This is a genomic window from Streptomyces canus 299MFChir4.1, from assembly GCF_000383615.1.
GTDB lineage: Bacteria > Actinomycetota > Actinomycetes > Streptomycetales > Streptomycetaceae > Streptomyces > Streptomyces canus_C.
On record NZ_KB911582.1, the window covers coordinates 528425 to 543771 of the forward strand.

The 15347-nt window shown below is 69.9% G+C and carries 18 protein-coding genes; 6 read left to right on the plus strand and 12 right to left on the minus strand.

Going from position 1 to position 15347, the window contains the following annotated elements; genetic code table 11:
* Nucleotides 1–4: 4 nt before the first annotated feature.
* Nucleotides 5–973, minus strand: a complete 969-nt coding sequence (gene era, locus H293_RS0102370) for a GTPase Era (protein WP_028807476.1) — start codon at nt 971–973, stop codon at nt 5–7.
* A 165-nt stretch (nt 974–1138) separates the two neighbouring features.
* Between era and H293_RS0102375 the strand changes: the two genes are divergently transcribed.
* The 3 genes from H293_RS0102375 to H293_RS58290 are packed head-to-tail and all read left to right on the plus strand — an operon-like array spanning nt 1139 to nt 2962.
* Nucleotides 1139–2449 carry an ammonium transporter gene (locus tag H293_RS0102375; protein WP_020116281.1) on the plus strand — a complete coding sequence of 437 codons (1311 nt, stop codon included), beginning with the start codon at nt 1139–1141 and terminating at the stop codon, nt 2447–2449.
* The gene (locus H293_RS0102380; RefSeq protein ID WP_007381923.1) at nt 2446–2784 is read left to right on the plus strand and encodes a P-II family nitrogen regulator; all 339 of its coding nucleotides are present in this window, start codon (nt 2446–2448) and stop codon (nt 2782–2784) included. The genes H293_RS0102375 and H293_RS0102380 overlap by 4 nt, the downstream gene beginning before the upstream one ends.
* 10 nt (nt 2785–2794) lie before the next feature.
* On the plus strand, nt 2795–2962 hold the full coding sequence (locus tag H293_RS58290; protein WP_020116282.1) for a hypothetical protein: 168 nt from the start codon (nt 2795–2797) through the stop codon (nt 2960–2962).
* On the opposite strand, the gene H293_RS0102390 is transcribed toward H293_RS58290, so the two are convergent.
* From H293_RS0102390 to H293_RS0102410, 5 genes are all read right to left on the minus strand, one after another.
* Complete coding sequence (locus H293_RS0102390; protein WP_020116283.1) at nt 2959–3903, minus strand: WxL protein peptidoglycan domain-containing protein; 945 nt, start codon at nt 3901–3903, stop codon at nt 2959–2961. The genes H293_RS58290 and H293_RS0102390 overlap by 4 nt on opposite strands.
* Nucleotides 3904–3953: 50 nt before the next feature.
* On the minus strand, nt 3954–5270 hold the full coding sequence (locus tag H293_RS0102395; RefSeq protein ID WP_020116284.1) for a WxL domain-containing protein: 1317 nt from the start codon (nt 5268–5270) through the stop codon (nt 3954–3956).
* Between the two features lie 156 nt (nt 5271–5426).
* Nucleotides 5427–5900 (minus strand): hypothetical protein, encoded by a 474-nt coding sequence (locus H293_RS0102400; RefSeq protein ID WP_020116285.1) that lies wholly within the window; start codon nt 5898–5900, stop codon nt 5427–5429.
* 205 nt (nt 5901–6105) lie between these two features.
* A complete protein-coding gene (locus H293_RS0102405) occupies nt 6106–6459 on the minus strand; it encodes a cytidine/deoxycytidylate deaminase family protein (protein ID WP_020116286.1) in 354 nt (117 codons plus the stop codon).
* 220 nt (nt 6460–6679) lie between these two features.
* A complete protein-coding gene (locus H293_RS0102410) occupies nt 6680–7495 on the minus strand; it encodes a helix-turn-helix transcriptional regulator (RefSeq protein WP_051138057.1) in 816 nt (271 codons plus the stop codon).
* A gap of 146 nt (nt 7496–7641) precedes the next feature.
* Here H293_RS0102410 and H293_RS0102415 point away from each other — a divergent pair, with 146 nt between their 5' ends.
* A complete protein-coding gene (locus H293_RS0102415) occupies nt 7642–9078 on the plus strand; it encodes an MFS transporter (RefSeq protein ID WP_020116288.1) in 1437 nt (478 codons plus the stop codon).
* 38 nt (nt 9079–9116) lie between these two features.
* Here the strand turns inward: H293_RS0102415 and H293_RS0102420 are convergent, their stop codons facing one another.
* Entirely contained in the window at nt 9117–9323 is a 207-nt protein-coding gene (locus tag H293_RS0102420; RefSeq protein WP_020116289.1) for a DUF397 domain-containing protein, read from the minus strand.
* A 110-nt stretch (nt 9324–9433) separates the two neighbouring features.
* Entirely contained in the window at nt 9434–10345 is a 912-nt protein-coding gene (locus H293_RS0102425; RefSeq protein WP_020116290.1) for a helix-turn-helix domain-containing protein, read from the minus strand.
* Between the two features lie 432 nt (nt 10346–10777).
* Here H293_RS0102425 and H293_RS59805 point away from each other — a divergent pair, with 432 nt between their 5' ends.
* A complete protein-coding gene (locus tag H293_RS59805) occupies nt 10778–10900 on the plus strand; it encodes a hypothetical protein (RefSeq protein ID WP_020116291.1) in 123 nt (40 codons plus the stop codon).
* 186 nt (nt 10901–11086) lie between these two features.
* Here the strand turns inward: H293_RS59805 and H293_RS0102435 are convergent, their stop codons facing one another.
* Genes H293_RS0102435 through H293_RS0102450 form a run of 4 tightly spaced genes read right to left on the minus strand, consistent with a single transcriptional unit; the run spans nt 11087 to nt 14316 of the window.
* On the minus strand, nt 11087–11446 hold the full coding sequence (locus H293_RS0102435) for an MmcQ/YjbR family DNA-binding protein (protein WP_020116292.1): 360 nt from the start codon (nt 11444–11446) through the stop codon (nt 11087–11089).
* A complete protein-coding gene (locus H293_RS0102440; protein WP_020116293.1) occupies nt 11443–12750 on the minus strand; it encodes a hemolysin family protein in 1308 nt (435 codons plus the stop codon). Before H293_RS0102440 ends, H293_RS0102435 begins: the two co-directional genes overlap by 4 nt.
* Entirely contained in the window at nt 12747–13244 is a 498-nt protein-coding gene (gene ybeY / locus H293_RS0102445) for an rRNA maturation RNase YbeY (protein ID WP_020116294.1), read from the minus strand. The genes H293_RS0102440 and ybeY overlap by 4 nt, the downstream gene beginning before the upstream one ends.
* Before the next feature lie 13 nt (nt 13245–13257).
* A complete protein-coding gene (locus H293_RS0102450; RefSeq protein ID WP_078612500.1) occupies nt 13258–14316 on the minus strand; it encodes a PhoH family protein in 1059 nt (352 codons plus the stop codon).
* Nucleotides 14317–14568: 252 nt separating this feature from the next.
* Between H293_RS0102450 and H293_RS0102455 the strand changes: the two genes are divergently transcribed.
* Nucleotides 14569–15285 carry an FAD binding domain-containing protein gene (locus H293_RS0102455; protein WP_020116296.1) on the plus strand — a complete coding sequence of 239 codons (717 nt, stop codon included), beginning with the start codon at nt 14569–14571 and terminating at the stop codon, nt 15283–15285.
* The last annotated feature ends 62 nt before the right edge of the window (nt 15286–15347 follow it).

Sequence of the window (15347 nt, forward strand, 5' to 3'; positions counted from 1 at the left end):
CCGCTCAGAACCCCAACTTCCGCAACTGCCGAGGATCCCGCTGCCAGTCCTTCGCCACCTTGACGTGCAGGTCGAGGAAGACCGGTGTGCCCAAGAGCGCCTCGATCTGCTTGCGGCTCTTGATGCCGACCTCCTTCAGGCGCTTGCCCTTGGGGCCGATGATGATGCCCTTCTGGCTGGGGCGCTCGATGTAGACGAAGGCGTGGATGTCGAGGAGGGGCTTGTCGGCGGGGCGGTCCTCGCGGGGGATCATCTCCTCGACGACCACCGCGATGGAGTGCGGGAGCTCGTCGCGGACACCCTCCAGCGCGGCCTCGCGGATCAGCTCGGCGATCATGACCTGTTCGGGCTCGTCCGTGAGGTCGCCCTCGGGGTAGAGCGCCGGGCCCTCGGGAAGCATCGGGATCAGCAGGTCCGCCAGCAGGTCGACCTGCTTGTTCGCGGTCGCCGACACCGGGACGATCTCCGCCCACTCGATGCCCAGCTCCTTGCCGAGCTGGTCGACGGCGATCAGCTGCTCGGCGAGCGTCTTGGAGTCGACGAGGTCCGTCTTCGTGATGATCGCGACCTTCGGGGACTTCTTGATCCCCGCGAGTTCCTTCGCGATGAAACGGTCACCGGGCCCGAGCTTCTCGTTCGCCGGCAGACAGAACCCGATCACGTCGACCTCGGCCCACGTGGTGCGGACGACGTCGTTCAGCCGCTCGCCCAGCAGCGTGCGCGGCTTGTGGAGCCCTGGGGTGTCGACCAGGATCAGCTGGGCATCCTCCCGGTGCACGATCCCGCGCACCGTGTGGCGCGTCGTCTGCGGCTGGTTGGCGGTGATCGCCACCTTGTGGCCGACCAGAGCGTTCGTAAGGGTGGACTTGCCCGCGTTGGGGCGGCCCACGAAGCAGGCGAAGCCGGCGCGGTGGGGTGCCTGTGACGAGGCCGACGGCTCGGATGACTGACTGCGAACGCTCATGCGCCCCATTCTCCCTGATCCACAGAGCCCCGCCGCACAAGCGCCCGAGCACCGTCCGGACCGTGAGCATCCGGAAACCCCACCGCAATGAAACACACCGGAAACACCCCCGTGCACAGCCGGAAACGCACACCCGTGACCCTCTGACGAGCCCCCACCTCGTTGGAGATCTCCATGTCCCTCGCCGCGCAAGGCATCGACACCGGTGACACCGCCTGGCTGCTCGCCGCCACCGCCCTCGTCCTGCTGATGACCCCGGGGCTCGCCCTCTTCTACGGCGGCATGGTCCGCACGAAGAGCGTCCTCAACATGCTGATGATGAGCTTCGTGTCGATCGCCCTGGTCACGGTGGTGTGGCTGACCGCCGGCTACTCCCTCGCCTTCGGTGACGACACCTTCGGTGGCCTGATCGGCGACCTGAAGCACGCCGGCATGAGCGGCCTCGGCCCCGACAGCGTCCACGGCACCGTCCCCACCCTCCTCTTCGCCACCTTCCAGCTCACCTTCGCGATCATCACGGCCGCGCTGATCAGCGGTGCGATCGCGGACCGGGCGAAGTTCGGGGCGTGGCTGGTGTTCGTCCCGGTCTGGGCGCTGCTCGTATACGTTCCCGTCGCCCACTGGGTGTGGGGCCCGGGCGGCTGGGTTTTGGACAAGCTCGGCGCGCTCGACTTCGCGGGCGGTCTGCCGGTCGAGATCACCTCCGGTGCCTCCGGTCTCGCCCTCGCGCTGGTCCTCGGTCCGCGCCTGGGCTTCAAGAAGGACGCCATGCGCCCGCACAACCTCCCCATGGTCGTCCTGGGCGCGGGCCTGCTCTGGTTCGGCTGGTTCGGCTTCAACGCGGGTTCCGCCCTCGGCGCCAACGGCCTCGCCGCCGCCGCCTTCCTCAACACCCTCGCCGCCGGCTGCACCGGCCTGCTCGGCTGGCTCTTCGTCGAGCAGAGGCGCGACGGCCACCCCACCACGCTCGGCGCCGCGTCCGGCGCGGTCGCGGGCCTGGTCGCGATCACCCCGTCCTGCGGCTCGGTCTCCCTCCTCGGCGCGCTCGTCGTCGGCCTGGCCGCCGGTGTCGTCTGCTCGTACGCGGTGGGCTGGAAGTTCAGGCTGAACTACGACGACTCGCTGGACGTCGTGGGTGTCCACCTGGTCGGCGGAGTCATCGGCACGCTGCTGATCGGCGTGTTCGCCGTGAAGGAGATGACCGGCGGCACAGAGGGGCTGCTGTACGGCGGCGGACTCGCCCAGCTCGGCAAGCAGCTGGTGGCCGTGGCCGCCGTGGGGGCGTACGCCTTCCTGGTGACGTACGGCATCGGGAAGCTGATCGACAGGACGCTGGGCTTCCGGGCCGACGAGGAGCACGAGCACACCGGCCTGGACCTTACGGTGCACGCCGAGACCGCATACGATCACGGCGTCCTGGGCCACGGTGCCCCGGTCAGCGCGTCCGCCGTCCCCTCCGCCCAGAAGGTCAAGACCCAGGCATGAAGCTCATCACCGCGATCGTCAAGCCGTACCGTCTCGACGAGGTCAAGACCGCGCTCCAGGAGATCGGCGTCCACGGTCTGACCGCGACCGAGGCCAGCGGGTACGGCCGTCAGCGCGGCCACACCGAGGTGTACCGCGGCGCAGAGTACCGGGTCGACCTGGTCCCCAAGGTCCGCATCGAGGTCGTCGTGGACGACGCCGACGCGGACATGGTCATCGACACGATCGTCAAGGCCGCCCGGACGGGCAAGATCGGCGACGGCAAGGTGTGGGCGCTCCCGGTGGAGACGGTCGTACGGGTACGGACGGGCGAGCGCGGTCCGGACGCGCTCTGAGGGGGGCGTCATGGGTGACTGGTACGTCCTCGTCGAGGCGAACGAGGGGTGCGCCGAGGTACGGCCACCTCGTGTTCCGGACCTCCGAGACGAGCTGGTCGCCTCGAAGGAACCCCCGCCCGCCCAGCGCCCCGCGGCGAAGAAGGGTGTTCTCCGCCGCGCCCTGGGCCGGGACTAGACGACCGGTGTCCGTGCCCGCCGTGTCCTGACGAACAGCACCACCCCCACGGCGACCCCCGCCCCGAGCACCGCCGCGACCAGCCACGGCAGCGCGAAGAAACCCGCACTCGCCGACTCCCGCGTGTCCTTCGCACTCGCCGTCAACTTCACGTCGCCCCAGTCGAGTTGCGGCGCCCCGCGCCATGGCTCACTGAGCCGTACCCGTTGCCCGGGCAGCAACTCACCGGGAATCTTCACGAGCTCACGCGCGAGCAACGTCCGGCCGAACAACCCCGTCGCCCGCAGCTCGACCTTCGGGTTCAGGGTGACGTTGCCGGTGTTGCGCAGGGTGTAGGAGATCGTCGCCCCGCTGTCCCCGAGCCCCGGTACCAGCGGCTGGTGATGGCTGACACGGACGTCCTCGACGGCGATCGCCGGGACGGTCGGTCCGCCCACCCGCAGATAGACCCTCGCGGCGACGGCCCGCTGCACGCCGAGCGCCACCGCTCCGTCGCCCTTGTCGATCCGTTCGTCCAGTGCCACCAACGCGCCGGGGTGGTCGCCCGGTTCGGCACCCTCGGGCACCGACAGCGTGAACGGCACGGTGACCCTGCCGTGCGCGGGGACGGTCACCCGGGTCTTCGCGGGCCTCGCCCAGGCCCCCACCCCGCGCTGCTTCTCCGCGACCGTGCGCACGGCGAAACCGCCGTCGCGGGCGGTGTTGTACGCGTCGGCGGCGTAGAGCCGGAAGGTCAGGGGCCGACCGGTCCTGTTGCTGACGACCACCTTGTCGTCGATGGCCTGCCCGGGATCGGCGGAGAGGTAGAAGTAGGGCCGTGCGGCGATCCGGGAGGCGGCGGGATACACGGACCAGCTGCCGTTGTCGGCGGCGTGCGCTGGCGCTGGCGCGGCGGCCGTGGCCAGGAACAGGTTCAGGAGGAGGACGTACAGCTTGCGCATGGGTGCGGACCCCCAAGGAGGCGGACGGGCGGGTGCGGGCGCCCGTACGGTCAGCTGAGCGTGAGGGTGAGAACGCCGGAGTACGTGCCCACCGGCGTGAACGCCGGCACGTTCAGGGAGAGCCCGGCGTCCACGGTGAACTCACCGCCCGTGAGCGCGGAGTTGGGCGTGGACGCGAGCGTCGCTCCCGAGGATCCGACCGCGCCGGCGGAACCGGCCTGGCAGGTGCTCGGGCTGCCCGCCTTGGTGGCACAGGTGGGGCTCCAGCTCAGCGCGCCGGCGTCGATCTTGGCGCCGGCTCCGGTGAAGTCGGTGACCTTGCCGGTGAGGGACCAGCCGGCGGGTCCGCCGCGGAAGTCCTGGACGGTCACCTTGTTCAGGTTGCCGGTCGAGGCCCCGCCCTTGCCGTAGTCCACCGCCGAGAGGCTGACGGAGTCCCCGGCCTGGGACATGGACAGCGCGCCCGCCTTGACGGTGGTGGTGACCTTCTGGCTGCCGGCCGGGACGGGGGTGTCGTCGATGACGACGTACGCCTTCGGTCCGGCGCCCTTGGCGTCGCTCCACGCGCTGCCCTCGTACGCCACGACACCGGTCGTCGTCTTGTCGTTGACGACGAGCGAGCCGCTGAAGGCGCCCGAGGAGTTGGCGGTGGCGGTGGCGGTGTCCGCGGTCTGGGCGGCGCCGGACCGCCCGGCCAGGGTGACCGTCGCGCCCGGGGTGAACTTGCTGCCGGTGACGGTGACGCTCGCACCGGGCTTGCCGGAGGCCGAACCCAGCGCGATGTCCCGCTCGTTGACGGGGTTCGCGTCCGTCGCGGTGACCGTCTCGGAGACCGGGGCGGGCGGGGTGATCACCGTGCAGGGTGTGTCGAGTTCGAGGATGTAGCTGGTGTGGATGTTGTAGTCGCCGGGCGAGAGCGTGATCGCGCCGGGCGAGGTGACCTTGAAGGTGCCGGTCATCGAGAACGACGGGAAGGCGCCGTTGCCCGGCACCGGGTCGTTCTTCTTCGGTCCGGCGACCGTCACGGCGCCGGTCTGGGCGCCGCCGAGGGCGACCTTGCCGGTCGGCGTCATGATGTCGGCCGGCAGCGCGATGGCCGTGGGGTTGCTGGCGGCCGGTTTGACCACCGTGTAGGTCACGGTGACGGTGTCGCCCACCTTGGGGCTGGTGTTGTCCACGGCGACCCTGGCCGTCGTGGTGCCGTCGATCGGCGGGATGCCCGCGACCGCGGGCGGGATGCAGTGCGTGGCGAAGTCCACGTCGGTGGCGGCACCGGCCGGACAGGCCAGTGCGCCACCCGCGGTGACCGCGAGTGCGGTCGCCCCGACAAAGGACGCCAGACGGCGTCTTCGAGTCGTCGAACCCATGGATGTGCCCCCTCCGGAAGCTCCTGAAGTCCTGCGCCGACAGGGGGCATTGATGTGTGGATGGCGTGAGAAGTCAATGGAGTTGCCGCAGAAACCTGACGAGATGTCAGTTTCTGCGGCAACCAAGGGACTTGCTCCGAGGACGGGCGCCGGAGGTCAGTCGAAGACGAACGGGCCCGGAGCCTGCGGACCGGTCGCCGTGCAGGTCACGGTGATCCCGAAGACGACGATCTGGAGTGAACCGCCGTACGACTCCAGGCTGTCGCCGGACCCAACGGTTCCGTTGAGCGGTCCGACGGTGACGGGGTCACCGGCCGCGATGGCGGGGTTCTCCGTGCCGGTGAAGGTGGTGGTGCCGCCGTTCGCGTTCACGAAGGTGAGGGTCGAGGTGATCGAGTCCTCGGAGAGCGCGAGCGGAGCGTTGATCGCCGAGGTGACGGTGACGGTGGCCGCCGTGCCGTCCTGGGTGGCGGTGAGGGTCGCCTGGCCGCTGCCGTAGAGGCCGCAGTCCGCGTCGATGGTCGCCGTGTCCGGGGTGACGGCCAGGGCGGTGGGCGCGAACGCGAGCCCGACGGCCGCGAGCGTGCCGACCGCCAGTGCCGCACCCGTACGTATGCGCTTGCCTTTCATGGAATCCGGTTCCCTTCCCGTGGTGGGGACTGCCATGTGGGGATGGACGGGGGGTGCATCCCGACGGACGGCCGGGCTTCACGGGGCGTGGTGCGGGACGCCGCGCGAGCTGGAATCTGACGGTCCGTCGGAATTTCCGGTTCCATTGATGCGCGTGGGACGAGGGACGGCAAGCCGGAATTCCGGCCAACTGTTACCCGGAGTATCAGCCGGCGGTCACGGTCTCGCGCACGGTGCCGTCGACCCCCGCCACCAGCACCGGAGTCCGCGGCCCGCCCAGATCCCGGACGGCGGCCCGGTCCTGCTCGGAGGCCGATTCCGCCTCTGTCACCACGGCCGCCGCCTCCAGGGACTTCGCCCCCGAGGCCACGGCCATGGCCACCGCGGTCTGCAGCGCGCTCAGCTTCAGCGACGCCAGCTCGACGGTCCCGGCCACATACGTCCGCCCGGTCTCGTCCCGTACGGCCGCCCCCTCGGGCACCCCGTTACGGGCCCGCGCCGAACGCGCCAGGGTGACGATCTTGCGGTCCTCGGGGTCAAGCGCACTGTTGTCGGTCATGACAGGAGCATACGAACCGAACCCGCGCCGCCGACCTCACGGGGGTCACGGAGCCACGGCCCCCGGCGGGCCGTCCGCCACGAAAGCGGGACACCGGCAACGACGGGAGGCACGCTCCGCCCCCGGGCCCCGCCCGCGGCTACCGGCATCCCGAACACATCAACATCGGCCACCTCCGGCGGCGCCGCCCGCCGCGAGGGCACGCCCGTCGCCGGGCGCGTCACCCCGCCACCGGATACATCGCCCCCCGCCGCCCCTCCGGTGACGCCAGCCACTCCAGTTTGGCCGCGGTGCGGGCCTCGTCCAGCGGGGTGTGCAGGACGACCGTCAGGTCGGGGCGGGCCGGTACCCGCATCGCCGTGGACTCCACGCACAGCAGTCCGACCAGCGGATGGTCGAGTTCCTTGCGGATGACGCCGGCGTCCTCGATGTCCCGCCACTCCCACAGCTCGGTGAACTCGGCGCTCGCCGACCGCACCCGGGCCAGCACGTCCTGGAACCCCTCGTCCTCGGGCCGCGCCGAGGCGGCCGCCCGGAACTGGGCGACGACGGTACGCGCGTTCTGTTCCCAGCTGTGCGATCGCGACCGGTACAGCGGGTCGGTGAAGAAGTCGACGAGGCAGTTCTGGGTGTTCTCCGGCCGCATGCCGAGCACCCAGCCGGCGGCGTCGTTGTACAGCACGCAGTTGTAGTACGCGTCCATGATGTGCGCCGGATACGGCATCCACGCGTCGATCAGCCGCCGCAGCCCCTCGCAGCCGTGGTCGGCCGCCGGTTCCGGCGCGGGCGGGTTCAGCCCGGCGAGCACGTACAGATGCCGCCGCTCGGCGTTGCTGAGCCGCAGCACCCGCCCGACGGAGTCGAGGACCTGCGGCGACACCGAGATGTCCCGCCCCTGCTCCAGCCACTGGTACCAGGAGGCACCCACCCCGGCCAGCACGGCGACCTCCTCGCGCCGCAGCCCCGGCGTCCGCCGCCGCGCCCCGCCGTCCGGCAGCCCTGCCTCGGCGGGCGAGACCCGGGCCCGCCGGCTCATCAGAAACTCCCGCAGTTCACGATGCCGCTCACTCTTGGGTACGACCTCGGGCACGAACGCATCCCCCTCGTTGTTGCCTGGTGGTGCCACCACCAGCACAACTTGCGGCTCCCCACGGCTATTCCGGTGCCCGCAGGCTCTTGCCCATGGCGATCGACACCACAAACCCCCTCCCCGATTCGCTCGACACCCCCCGGCTGTCGACGCGCGACAAGCTCGTCCTGTTCGTCCTGTGCGCCGCCCAGTTCATGGTCGCGCTGGACTTCTCCGTCCTGAACGTCGCCCTGCCCGTCCTCGGCGCCGACCTCGGCATGAGCCCCTCCGCCCTGCAGTGGGCGGTCACGGCGTTCGCCCTCCCGTCCGGCGGCTTCCTGCTCCTGTTCGGCCGCATGGGCGACCTGTACGGCCGCAGGAGGCTCTTCCTGTCCGGTCTCGCCCTGTTCGGCGCGGCCTCCCTGCTCGCGACCCTCGCCTGGGACCCGGCCTCCTTCCTCGCCGGACGCGCCCTCCAGGGCCTCGGCGCCGCGGCGATCGTGCCGACCGGCATGTCCCTGCTGACCACGACCTTCCCCGAGGGCCCCGCCCGCGACCGCGCCCTGGGCATCTCCGGCACCCTGCTCTCGCTCGGCTTCACCGTCGGCATGGTGGCCGGCGGCACCCTCACCGACACCCTCGGCTGGCGCTCCACGATGGGCCTGCTCACCCTGTTCGCCCTGATCGTGCTCCCGCTGGCCCCCGCCCTGCTGCCGGAGTCCCTCCCCCATAGCCTCAAGGGCATGGGAGGTACCCCCGTCCCGGACCGCCCGCGCCTGGACGTGCCCGGCGCGATCACGGTCACCGGCGGGCTGCTCGCCCTCATCTACGCCCTGTCGACCGCCGCCGACCAGGGCTTCGGCCGTCCGGACGTCGTCGCCGGCCTGATCGCGGGCCTGCTTCTCCTCGCCGCCTTCGTCAAGGTCGAGTCCCGTAGCGCCCGACCCCTGGTGTCCCTGCCCATGCTGCGCCGCCGCACGGTGGCGTGGGGCAACATCGGCGGTCTCGTCACCTTCTCGATGATGTCGACGGTCGTCTTCGTGCTGACCCTCTACCTCCAGGAGGTCCTGCACCTGTCCGCCTTCGAGACCGGCCTGGTCTTCGGTGTCCAGGGCGTCCTCTCGGCGGTGGCCGGCACCTACGCCCCGAGGGTCATCGGCCGCTTCGGCCCGCGCCGCACGCTGGTCGGCTCACTCGTCGGCCAGGGCGCACTGATCGCCGCCCTGCTGGGCCTGGACACCGGGAGCTGGTCCGTCTGGCTCGCCACCGCCGCCGTCTCCCTGGCCAGCATGTGCCACCTCGGCGCGATCATCTCGTACGGCGTCACCGTGACCTCCGGTGTCCCGGACGAGGAGCAGGGCCTGGCCACCGGCCTGGTCACCTCCACCCAGCAGATCGGCATCACCGTCGGCATCCCGCTGCTCGGCGTCCTCGCCACCACTTCGGACGACCTGATGTCCGGCGTCCACACGGTCCTCGCACTGGACACGGCGATCGTGCTGGTGGCGGCGGTGCTGGTCGGCCAGGGCCTGCGCACCCGCCGTGCCTGAAAGCCGGTGACGGCTGCAGGCAGGCCCGCCTCCTGGACTCAGAGGCGGGCCTCGGGCTCGTTCCGCGGGGACGGCAGTGCGCTCAGGAAGTGCTGCCAGGCGGCGGGAGTGAAGGCGAGGACGGGGCCCCGGCGGGCGTTGGAGTCGCGGACCAGCACCGACTCACCCGTCCAGGCGACCTCGACGCAGTCCTGGTTGGGCTGCCCACTCGCCCTGCTCTTGCGCCACGACCATGAGCCACCCACGCTGTCCCTCCAACCTGGGTGTGGACACGCAGCACCTCTTCCAGAATAGCGGTGGCTCATACGAATGCGGATGAGACGTTTCCCGCCAACATCCGCGCCGACAAGCGGAGTTACTGGTTCTGCGCGCCGTCCGCGTGGCCCAGCAGCGCCGTCAGGTCGTCACTGCCCTCCTCCAGCCGTCCCGCCATCCGGCGCAGCAGGTCGGGCACCCCTTCTTTGATGCACAGATCCTCCAGATCCCAGAACCGCTCCAGATAGCGGCCGGTCTCCTCGGGATCACTGCTGGTGTAGGAGTCGCCTCGGGGGTTCTCCACATACATCGAGTCCGGCATCTCGTCGGCCTCGAACTCGAAGTGGGTGAAGGGGCCCTGCATACCGGCATGCGCTCCGGCACTGAACGGCAGGATCAGGACGCTGATCCGCGGCCGGACGGCAAGCTCCGCCAACCGTTCCAACTGGGCGCGCATCACGCCACGGCCGCCCACCTGCCGACGGACCACCGACTCGTCGAGGATGAAGAACAACTGCGAACCCTCGTCGGACATCAGGAGTTCCTGACGCAGGAGCCGTGCCTCGATGTACCGGTCGAGGGTCTCTTCCGCCACGCTGGTGCTGTAGGAGCGCATGATGGCGCGCCCGTACTCCTCCGTCTGCAGCAGGCCGGGCAGTTGAAGCGAGTTGAACTGCCGGATGATCGACGCCGACGACTCGAACGCCAGGTACTGCAGGAATTCCTTGCCGAAGAGGTCCCGATACTCCGAGAACGGCATCTTCCGGCTGTTCCTGGCGAGGTCGAGGAGTGGCTCAACCCTGCGGGACTCGGTGATGCCGTAGGCGGCGAGCAGGGGCCGGAGGTCGTTGACGGAGATTCCGACCTCGCCCGCCTCGATCCGGATCAGCTTGGACGAGCTCCACTCCATCTTCGCCGCCACCTGGCGCTGCGTCAGGCCGGCCCTGGTCCGCGCCTTGCGGAGTTCCGTACGAAGCCGCAGCCGCTGGAGTGCCGCACTGGGCGCACTCATGATCACCCTACCCCCAAATGGACCATTCGGGTTGCAACATAGCAGATTAGATGGTTACTCATCGACACTTCTCCAACCGAGGACTCACTCAATGCGCCATGTTGATCATCCCAGGTGGAGGGCGATTCCGCAGCGCGCGAACTCCCGGGATGCTATATAGCTGTTAGCGGACTCCCGGATCGGACGCGCCGTGATGCGGTCAAGCAGATAGGGACTGTTCACCCGACTCTACGCGGGCTACGCTGGCTTCTAGGCGCGTTGTCGGCCTGTAGAACCGTCAACTCTCGTCTCTTTCGGGGAGGTTAGCCACGCGGAGCCCACGTTGACGCCGACCCGGCCTCGACCGATGCCTTCCCTCCGTAACACCAACGTCTGTGGATTGCCGCGGTATCCACAACGGGTGTGGAACCACCGGGAAGGAGGAACGGCCCCATGGCCACAGAGCCGGACGGGCGCCGCAGCACATGGCACGAACGGGTGGCGACAGCCATCCCGTGGATCACCCTCATCGTCCTGATCCAACAGATCGTCGAAGAGGTAGTCCGCCACGTGTGACAGAACGTGACCCCGACTGAAAAGAGCCGGGGCCACGTAAAGCGGTCGCCGTAGGAAGCAGGTTCCACTCCGAGTGCGCTTGGTCGGCCTACACGGAGTGGGGCCTGTCGAGGACCACTGAACTATCCATTCTGCCGCGACTTCCGGGCCTTGGCGAGCGCTGCAAGCCGCCATCCTGGGGATCGTTCACGCCCGGTCGAGGCGTAGCCGCTCCGCCCGCGGAAGTCCCGCCACCACCAGGTCGTACGAGTCCTCCACGAGCTCCCGGACCACACGGTCCGGGAGTTCGCCGTCGGCCGTGACGGTGTTCCAGTGGCGCTTGTTCATGTGGTAGCCGGGGACGATCAGACCGGGATGGTCGGCGCGCAGCCGGATCGCGTCCTCGGGGTCGCACTTGAGATTGACCGTCAGGGGCCGCGCGTCCAGGTTCGTCAGGGCGAAGAGCTTGCCCAGCACCTTGAAGACCGAGGTCTCGGGGTTGAACGGAAAGTCCTCCACCACCGCGTTGAAGGACAGACAGAGGGCTCGCAGCTCCTTGGGGGTCACTCGGACTCCTTCTCCTCCGCGGCGGATTCGAGAGCACTCACCGGCTCCACCAGGACCGTCACGATCTTGTTCCGGCGCCCGGCGGCGGCCTCCGCGGTCAGGCGCAGTTCACGCCCGTCCGGAAGCTCGACGACCGCGGACGCCCCGGCGATGGGGACACGGCCCAGCGCCTTCGCCAGCAGTCCGCCGACGGTCTCCACGTCCTCGTCGTCGTACTCGTCGAGCCCGTACAGCTCGCCGAGGTCGGTGATGTCGAGGCGGGCCGTGACCCGGTGGCGTTCGTCGCCGAGGTCCTCCACCGGCGGCAGTTCACGGTCGTACTCGTCGGTGATCTCGCCGACGATCTCCTCAAGGATGTCCTCGATGGTGACGATGCCGGCCGTGCCGCCGTACTCGTCGATGACGACGGCGACGTGGTTGCGGTCCTGCTGCATCTCGCGCAGCAGGTCACCGGCGTTCTTGGTGTCGGGCACGAAGGCGGCGGGCCGCATGGCCGTGGACACCAGCTCGCTCTCCGCGTCCCGGCTGATGTGCGTCTTGCGGACCAGGTCCTTCAGGTACACGATCCCGACGATGTCGTCCTCGCTCTCCCCGGACACCGGGATGCGCGAGAAACCCGAGCGCAGCGCGAGGGTCAGCGCCTGACGGATCGTCTTGTAGCGCTCGATGACGACCAGGTCGGTCCGCGGGACCATGACCTCCCGCACCAGCGTGTCGCCCAGCTCGAAGACCGAGTGCACCATGCGGCGCTCCTCGTCCTCGATCAGGGACTCCTTCTCGGCGAGGTCGACCAGCGCGCGCAGCTCCGCCTCGGAGGCGAACGGGCCCCGGCGGAAGCCCTTGCCCGGGGTGAGCGCGTTGCCGATGAGGATCAGCAACGACGGGATCGGGCCCATGATCCGCGCCAGCGGGAGCAGGATGTACGCGGCCGCGGTCGCCGTGTTGAGCGGATGCTGACGCCCGATGGTGCGCGGGGAGACGCCGACGGCGACGTACGACACGAGCACCATGACGCCGATCGCGACCAGCAGGGCGCGGGTGGTGCCCGGGAACTCCTGGAGGCAGGCGTAGGTGACCAGGGCGGCCGCCGCCATCTCGCAGGCGACACGCACCAGCAGCGCCACGTTGAGGTAGCGGGTCGGGTCGGCGGCGATCTGCGCGAGCTTGGCGCTGCCCCGCCGGCCGTTGCGTACGGCTTCCTCGGCGCGGAAGCTGGAAACGCGCGCGAGGCCCGCCTCCGCGCAGGCGGCGAGCCAGGCGACGACGACCAGGGCGATCGCGCCGGAGACGAGGGGCAGGCTCATGAGACGGTCGGCGCGGGGGACGGGCCGGTCAGACCCTTCTCCTGCCGCCAGCCGTCCACGATGGCCGCCTGGAGGCCGAACATCTCGGCCTTCTCGTCCGGCTCCTCGTGGTCGTAGCCGAGCAGGTGCAGCACGCCGTGGACGGTGAGGAGCTGGAGCTCCTCGTCCATGGAGTGCTGCGTCTCGGCCTCCTCGCCCTGCCTCTTGGCGACCTCGGGACACAGCACGATGTCGCCGAGGAGGCCCTGCGGGGGCTCGTCGTCGTCCTTGCTGGGCGGCCTGAGCTCGTCCATCGGGAACGACATGACGTCGGTGGGCCCCGGCAGGTCCATCCACTGGATGTGCAGCTGCTCCATGGCGTCGGTGTCCACGACGATCACCGAGAGCTCGGAGAGCGGGTGGATGCGCATCCGTGCGAGCGCGTAGCGGGCGATGTCGAGGATCGCCTGCACGTCGACCTCGGTTCCGGACTCGTTGTTGACGTCGATCGACATGGTGCTGGCTTGTCTACTTCCGCTTGTTCCGGCCGCCCTTGTGGGTGCCGTTCTCCGTACCGTTCTCGCTGTCGTACTTCTCGTACGCGTCGACGATACGGCCGACCAGCTTGTGCCGTACGACGTCCTGGGACGACAGGCGGGAGAAGTGCACGTCGTCGAGGCCCTCCAGGATGTCCTGGACCTGGCGCAGACCTGACTTGGTGCCGTTGGGCAGGTCGACCTGCGTCACGTCACCCGTGATCACGATCTTCGAGTCGAAGCCGAGGCGGGTGAGGAACATCTTCATCTGCTCGGGGGAGGTGTTCTGGGCCTCGTCCAGGATGATAAAAGCATCATTAAGGGTCCTGCCTCGCATATACGCGAGGGGCGCCACCTCGATCGTCCCGGCCGCCATCAGCCGCGGGATCGAGTCCGGGTCCAGCATGTCGTGCAGGGCGTCGTACAGCGGGCGCAGGTAGGGGTCGATCTTCTCGTAGAGCGTGCCCGGGAGGAATCCGAGCCGCTCCCCCGCCTCCACCGCCGGGCGGGTCAGGATGATGCGGTTGACCTGCTTGGACTGGAGGGCCTGCACCGCCTTGGCCATGGCGAGGTAGGTCTTGCCGGTACCGGCGGGGCCGATGCCGAAGACGATCGTGTGCTTGTCGATCGCGTCGACGTACCGCTTCTGGTTGAGGGTCTTGGGGCGGATGGTGCGGCCGCGCGAGGACAGGATGTTCTGTGTGAGTACTTCGGCCGGGGTCTCCTGGCCGTCGCTCGTCCCGTTCTCGCTCGCTCGCAGCATGGCGATCGAGCGTTCCACTGCGTCCTCCGTCATCGGCTGTCCGGTGCGGAGCACCAGCATCATCTCGTCGAACAGGCGCTGCACGAGGGCGACGTCGGCCGCCGCGCCCGTAGCGCTGATCTCATTGCCCCGGACATGGATGTCGGCCGCCGGGAAGGCCTTCTCGATCACGCGCAGGAGCGAGTCGCCGGACCCCAGGACCGAGACCATGGGGTGCTGGGCGGGGACGGTGAACTGTGCTCTCGCCTGCCCCTGCGCGGGGCTGTGACCTGTCGGTGTCTGAGTCATGGGCCGGCGCTCAAGGCCTGCGGTTCCTCCTCGTCACGGCCGCACAACTGGAGGCGGCCTCGCGGTTCAAGAGTACGACGGTGCACTGACAACGCCGTAGGGCTTTTCGACGAAGAGGGCGCCCTCGATGCAGCGATGAGCCCTGCACGCTCCCCCCGCACCCCAGGGGAGAATGCGCTCGCTACCACGTGTGTTCGAAGACCTCGCGAGCGGCGGCGGCCACGGAGTCCGTCCGGAGAAAGCAGGAAGACCGTGCTGTTGCGTCTGCCCACCTCCCTGCCCGAGGCCCAGAAGTGCCTGACCGACGGAGCGACACCCGTCGGCGGCGCCACGCTCGTGTGGGCCGCCTGGCAGCGCGACGGCTTCCCCGAGCAGGCGGTGTCGCTGCGCGAGGTGCCGGAGGCGAACGTCCTCGGGGCGGGGGAGCTCGGGGCGGCGGTCCTGCTGCACCGGATCGACGAACGGGTGCCGGAGGTACTCCACCGGGCCGCGGCCGGCGTCGGCACCGGGGCCGTGCGCCGGACCGCCACGGTCGGCGGGAACATCGTCGGCAGCACCCTGCGCTGTCTGCTGCCCGCGGCACTCGTCCTGGGCGCCCGGGCGCGGGTGCTCGCGGCGGAGGGGCCGTTCGAGGCCGACCTCGCCGAACTGATCGCCAAGAAGCCGCTGCTGCTGAGCCTGCACTGGAACGATCCGCTGGTCAGCGGCTACCGCAAGGTGGCCGAGGCCCCGGGCGGGCCGCCGCCCCTGGTCGTCGCCACCGCCGTGCACCCGGGCGACCGCCCCGTGCTGCGCGTCGCCGTCCGCGACGGCTACGACTTCCTGAGCGAGAGCGTGCCCTGCGACGCGGGCCCGGACAGCGTGCTCGGCGTGTTGAGCGGTACGACGATCGGGGCGCTGCCGGCCGCGGCTCGCGAGGTGGTCCGGGAACAGGTGGTGTCGGTGCTGGAGCGGGCGGACCAGCACTGACCAGCACTGACGGTCCCGGCCGGCTCGACGGGCACCCATGGCGGCGGTCCCGATGGGCCCGG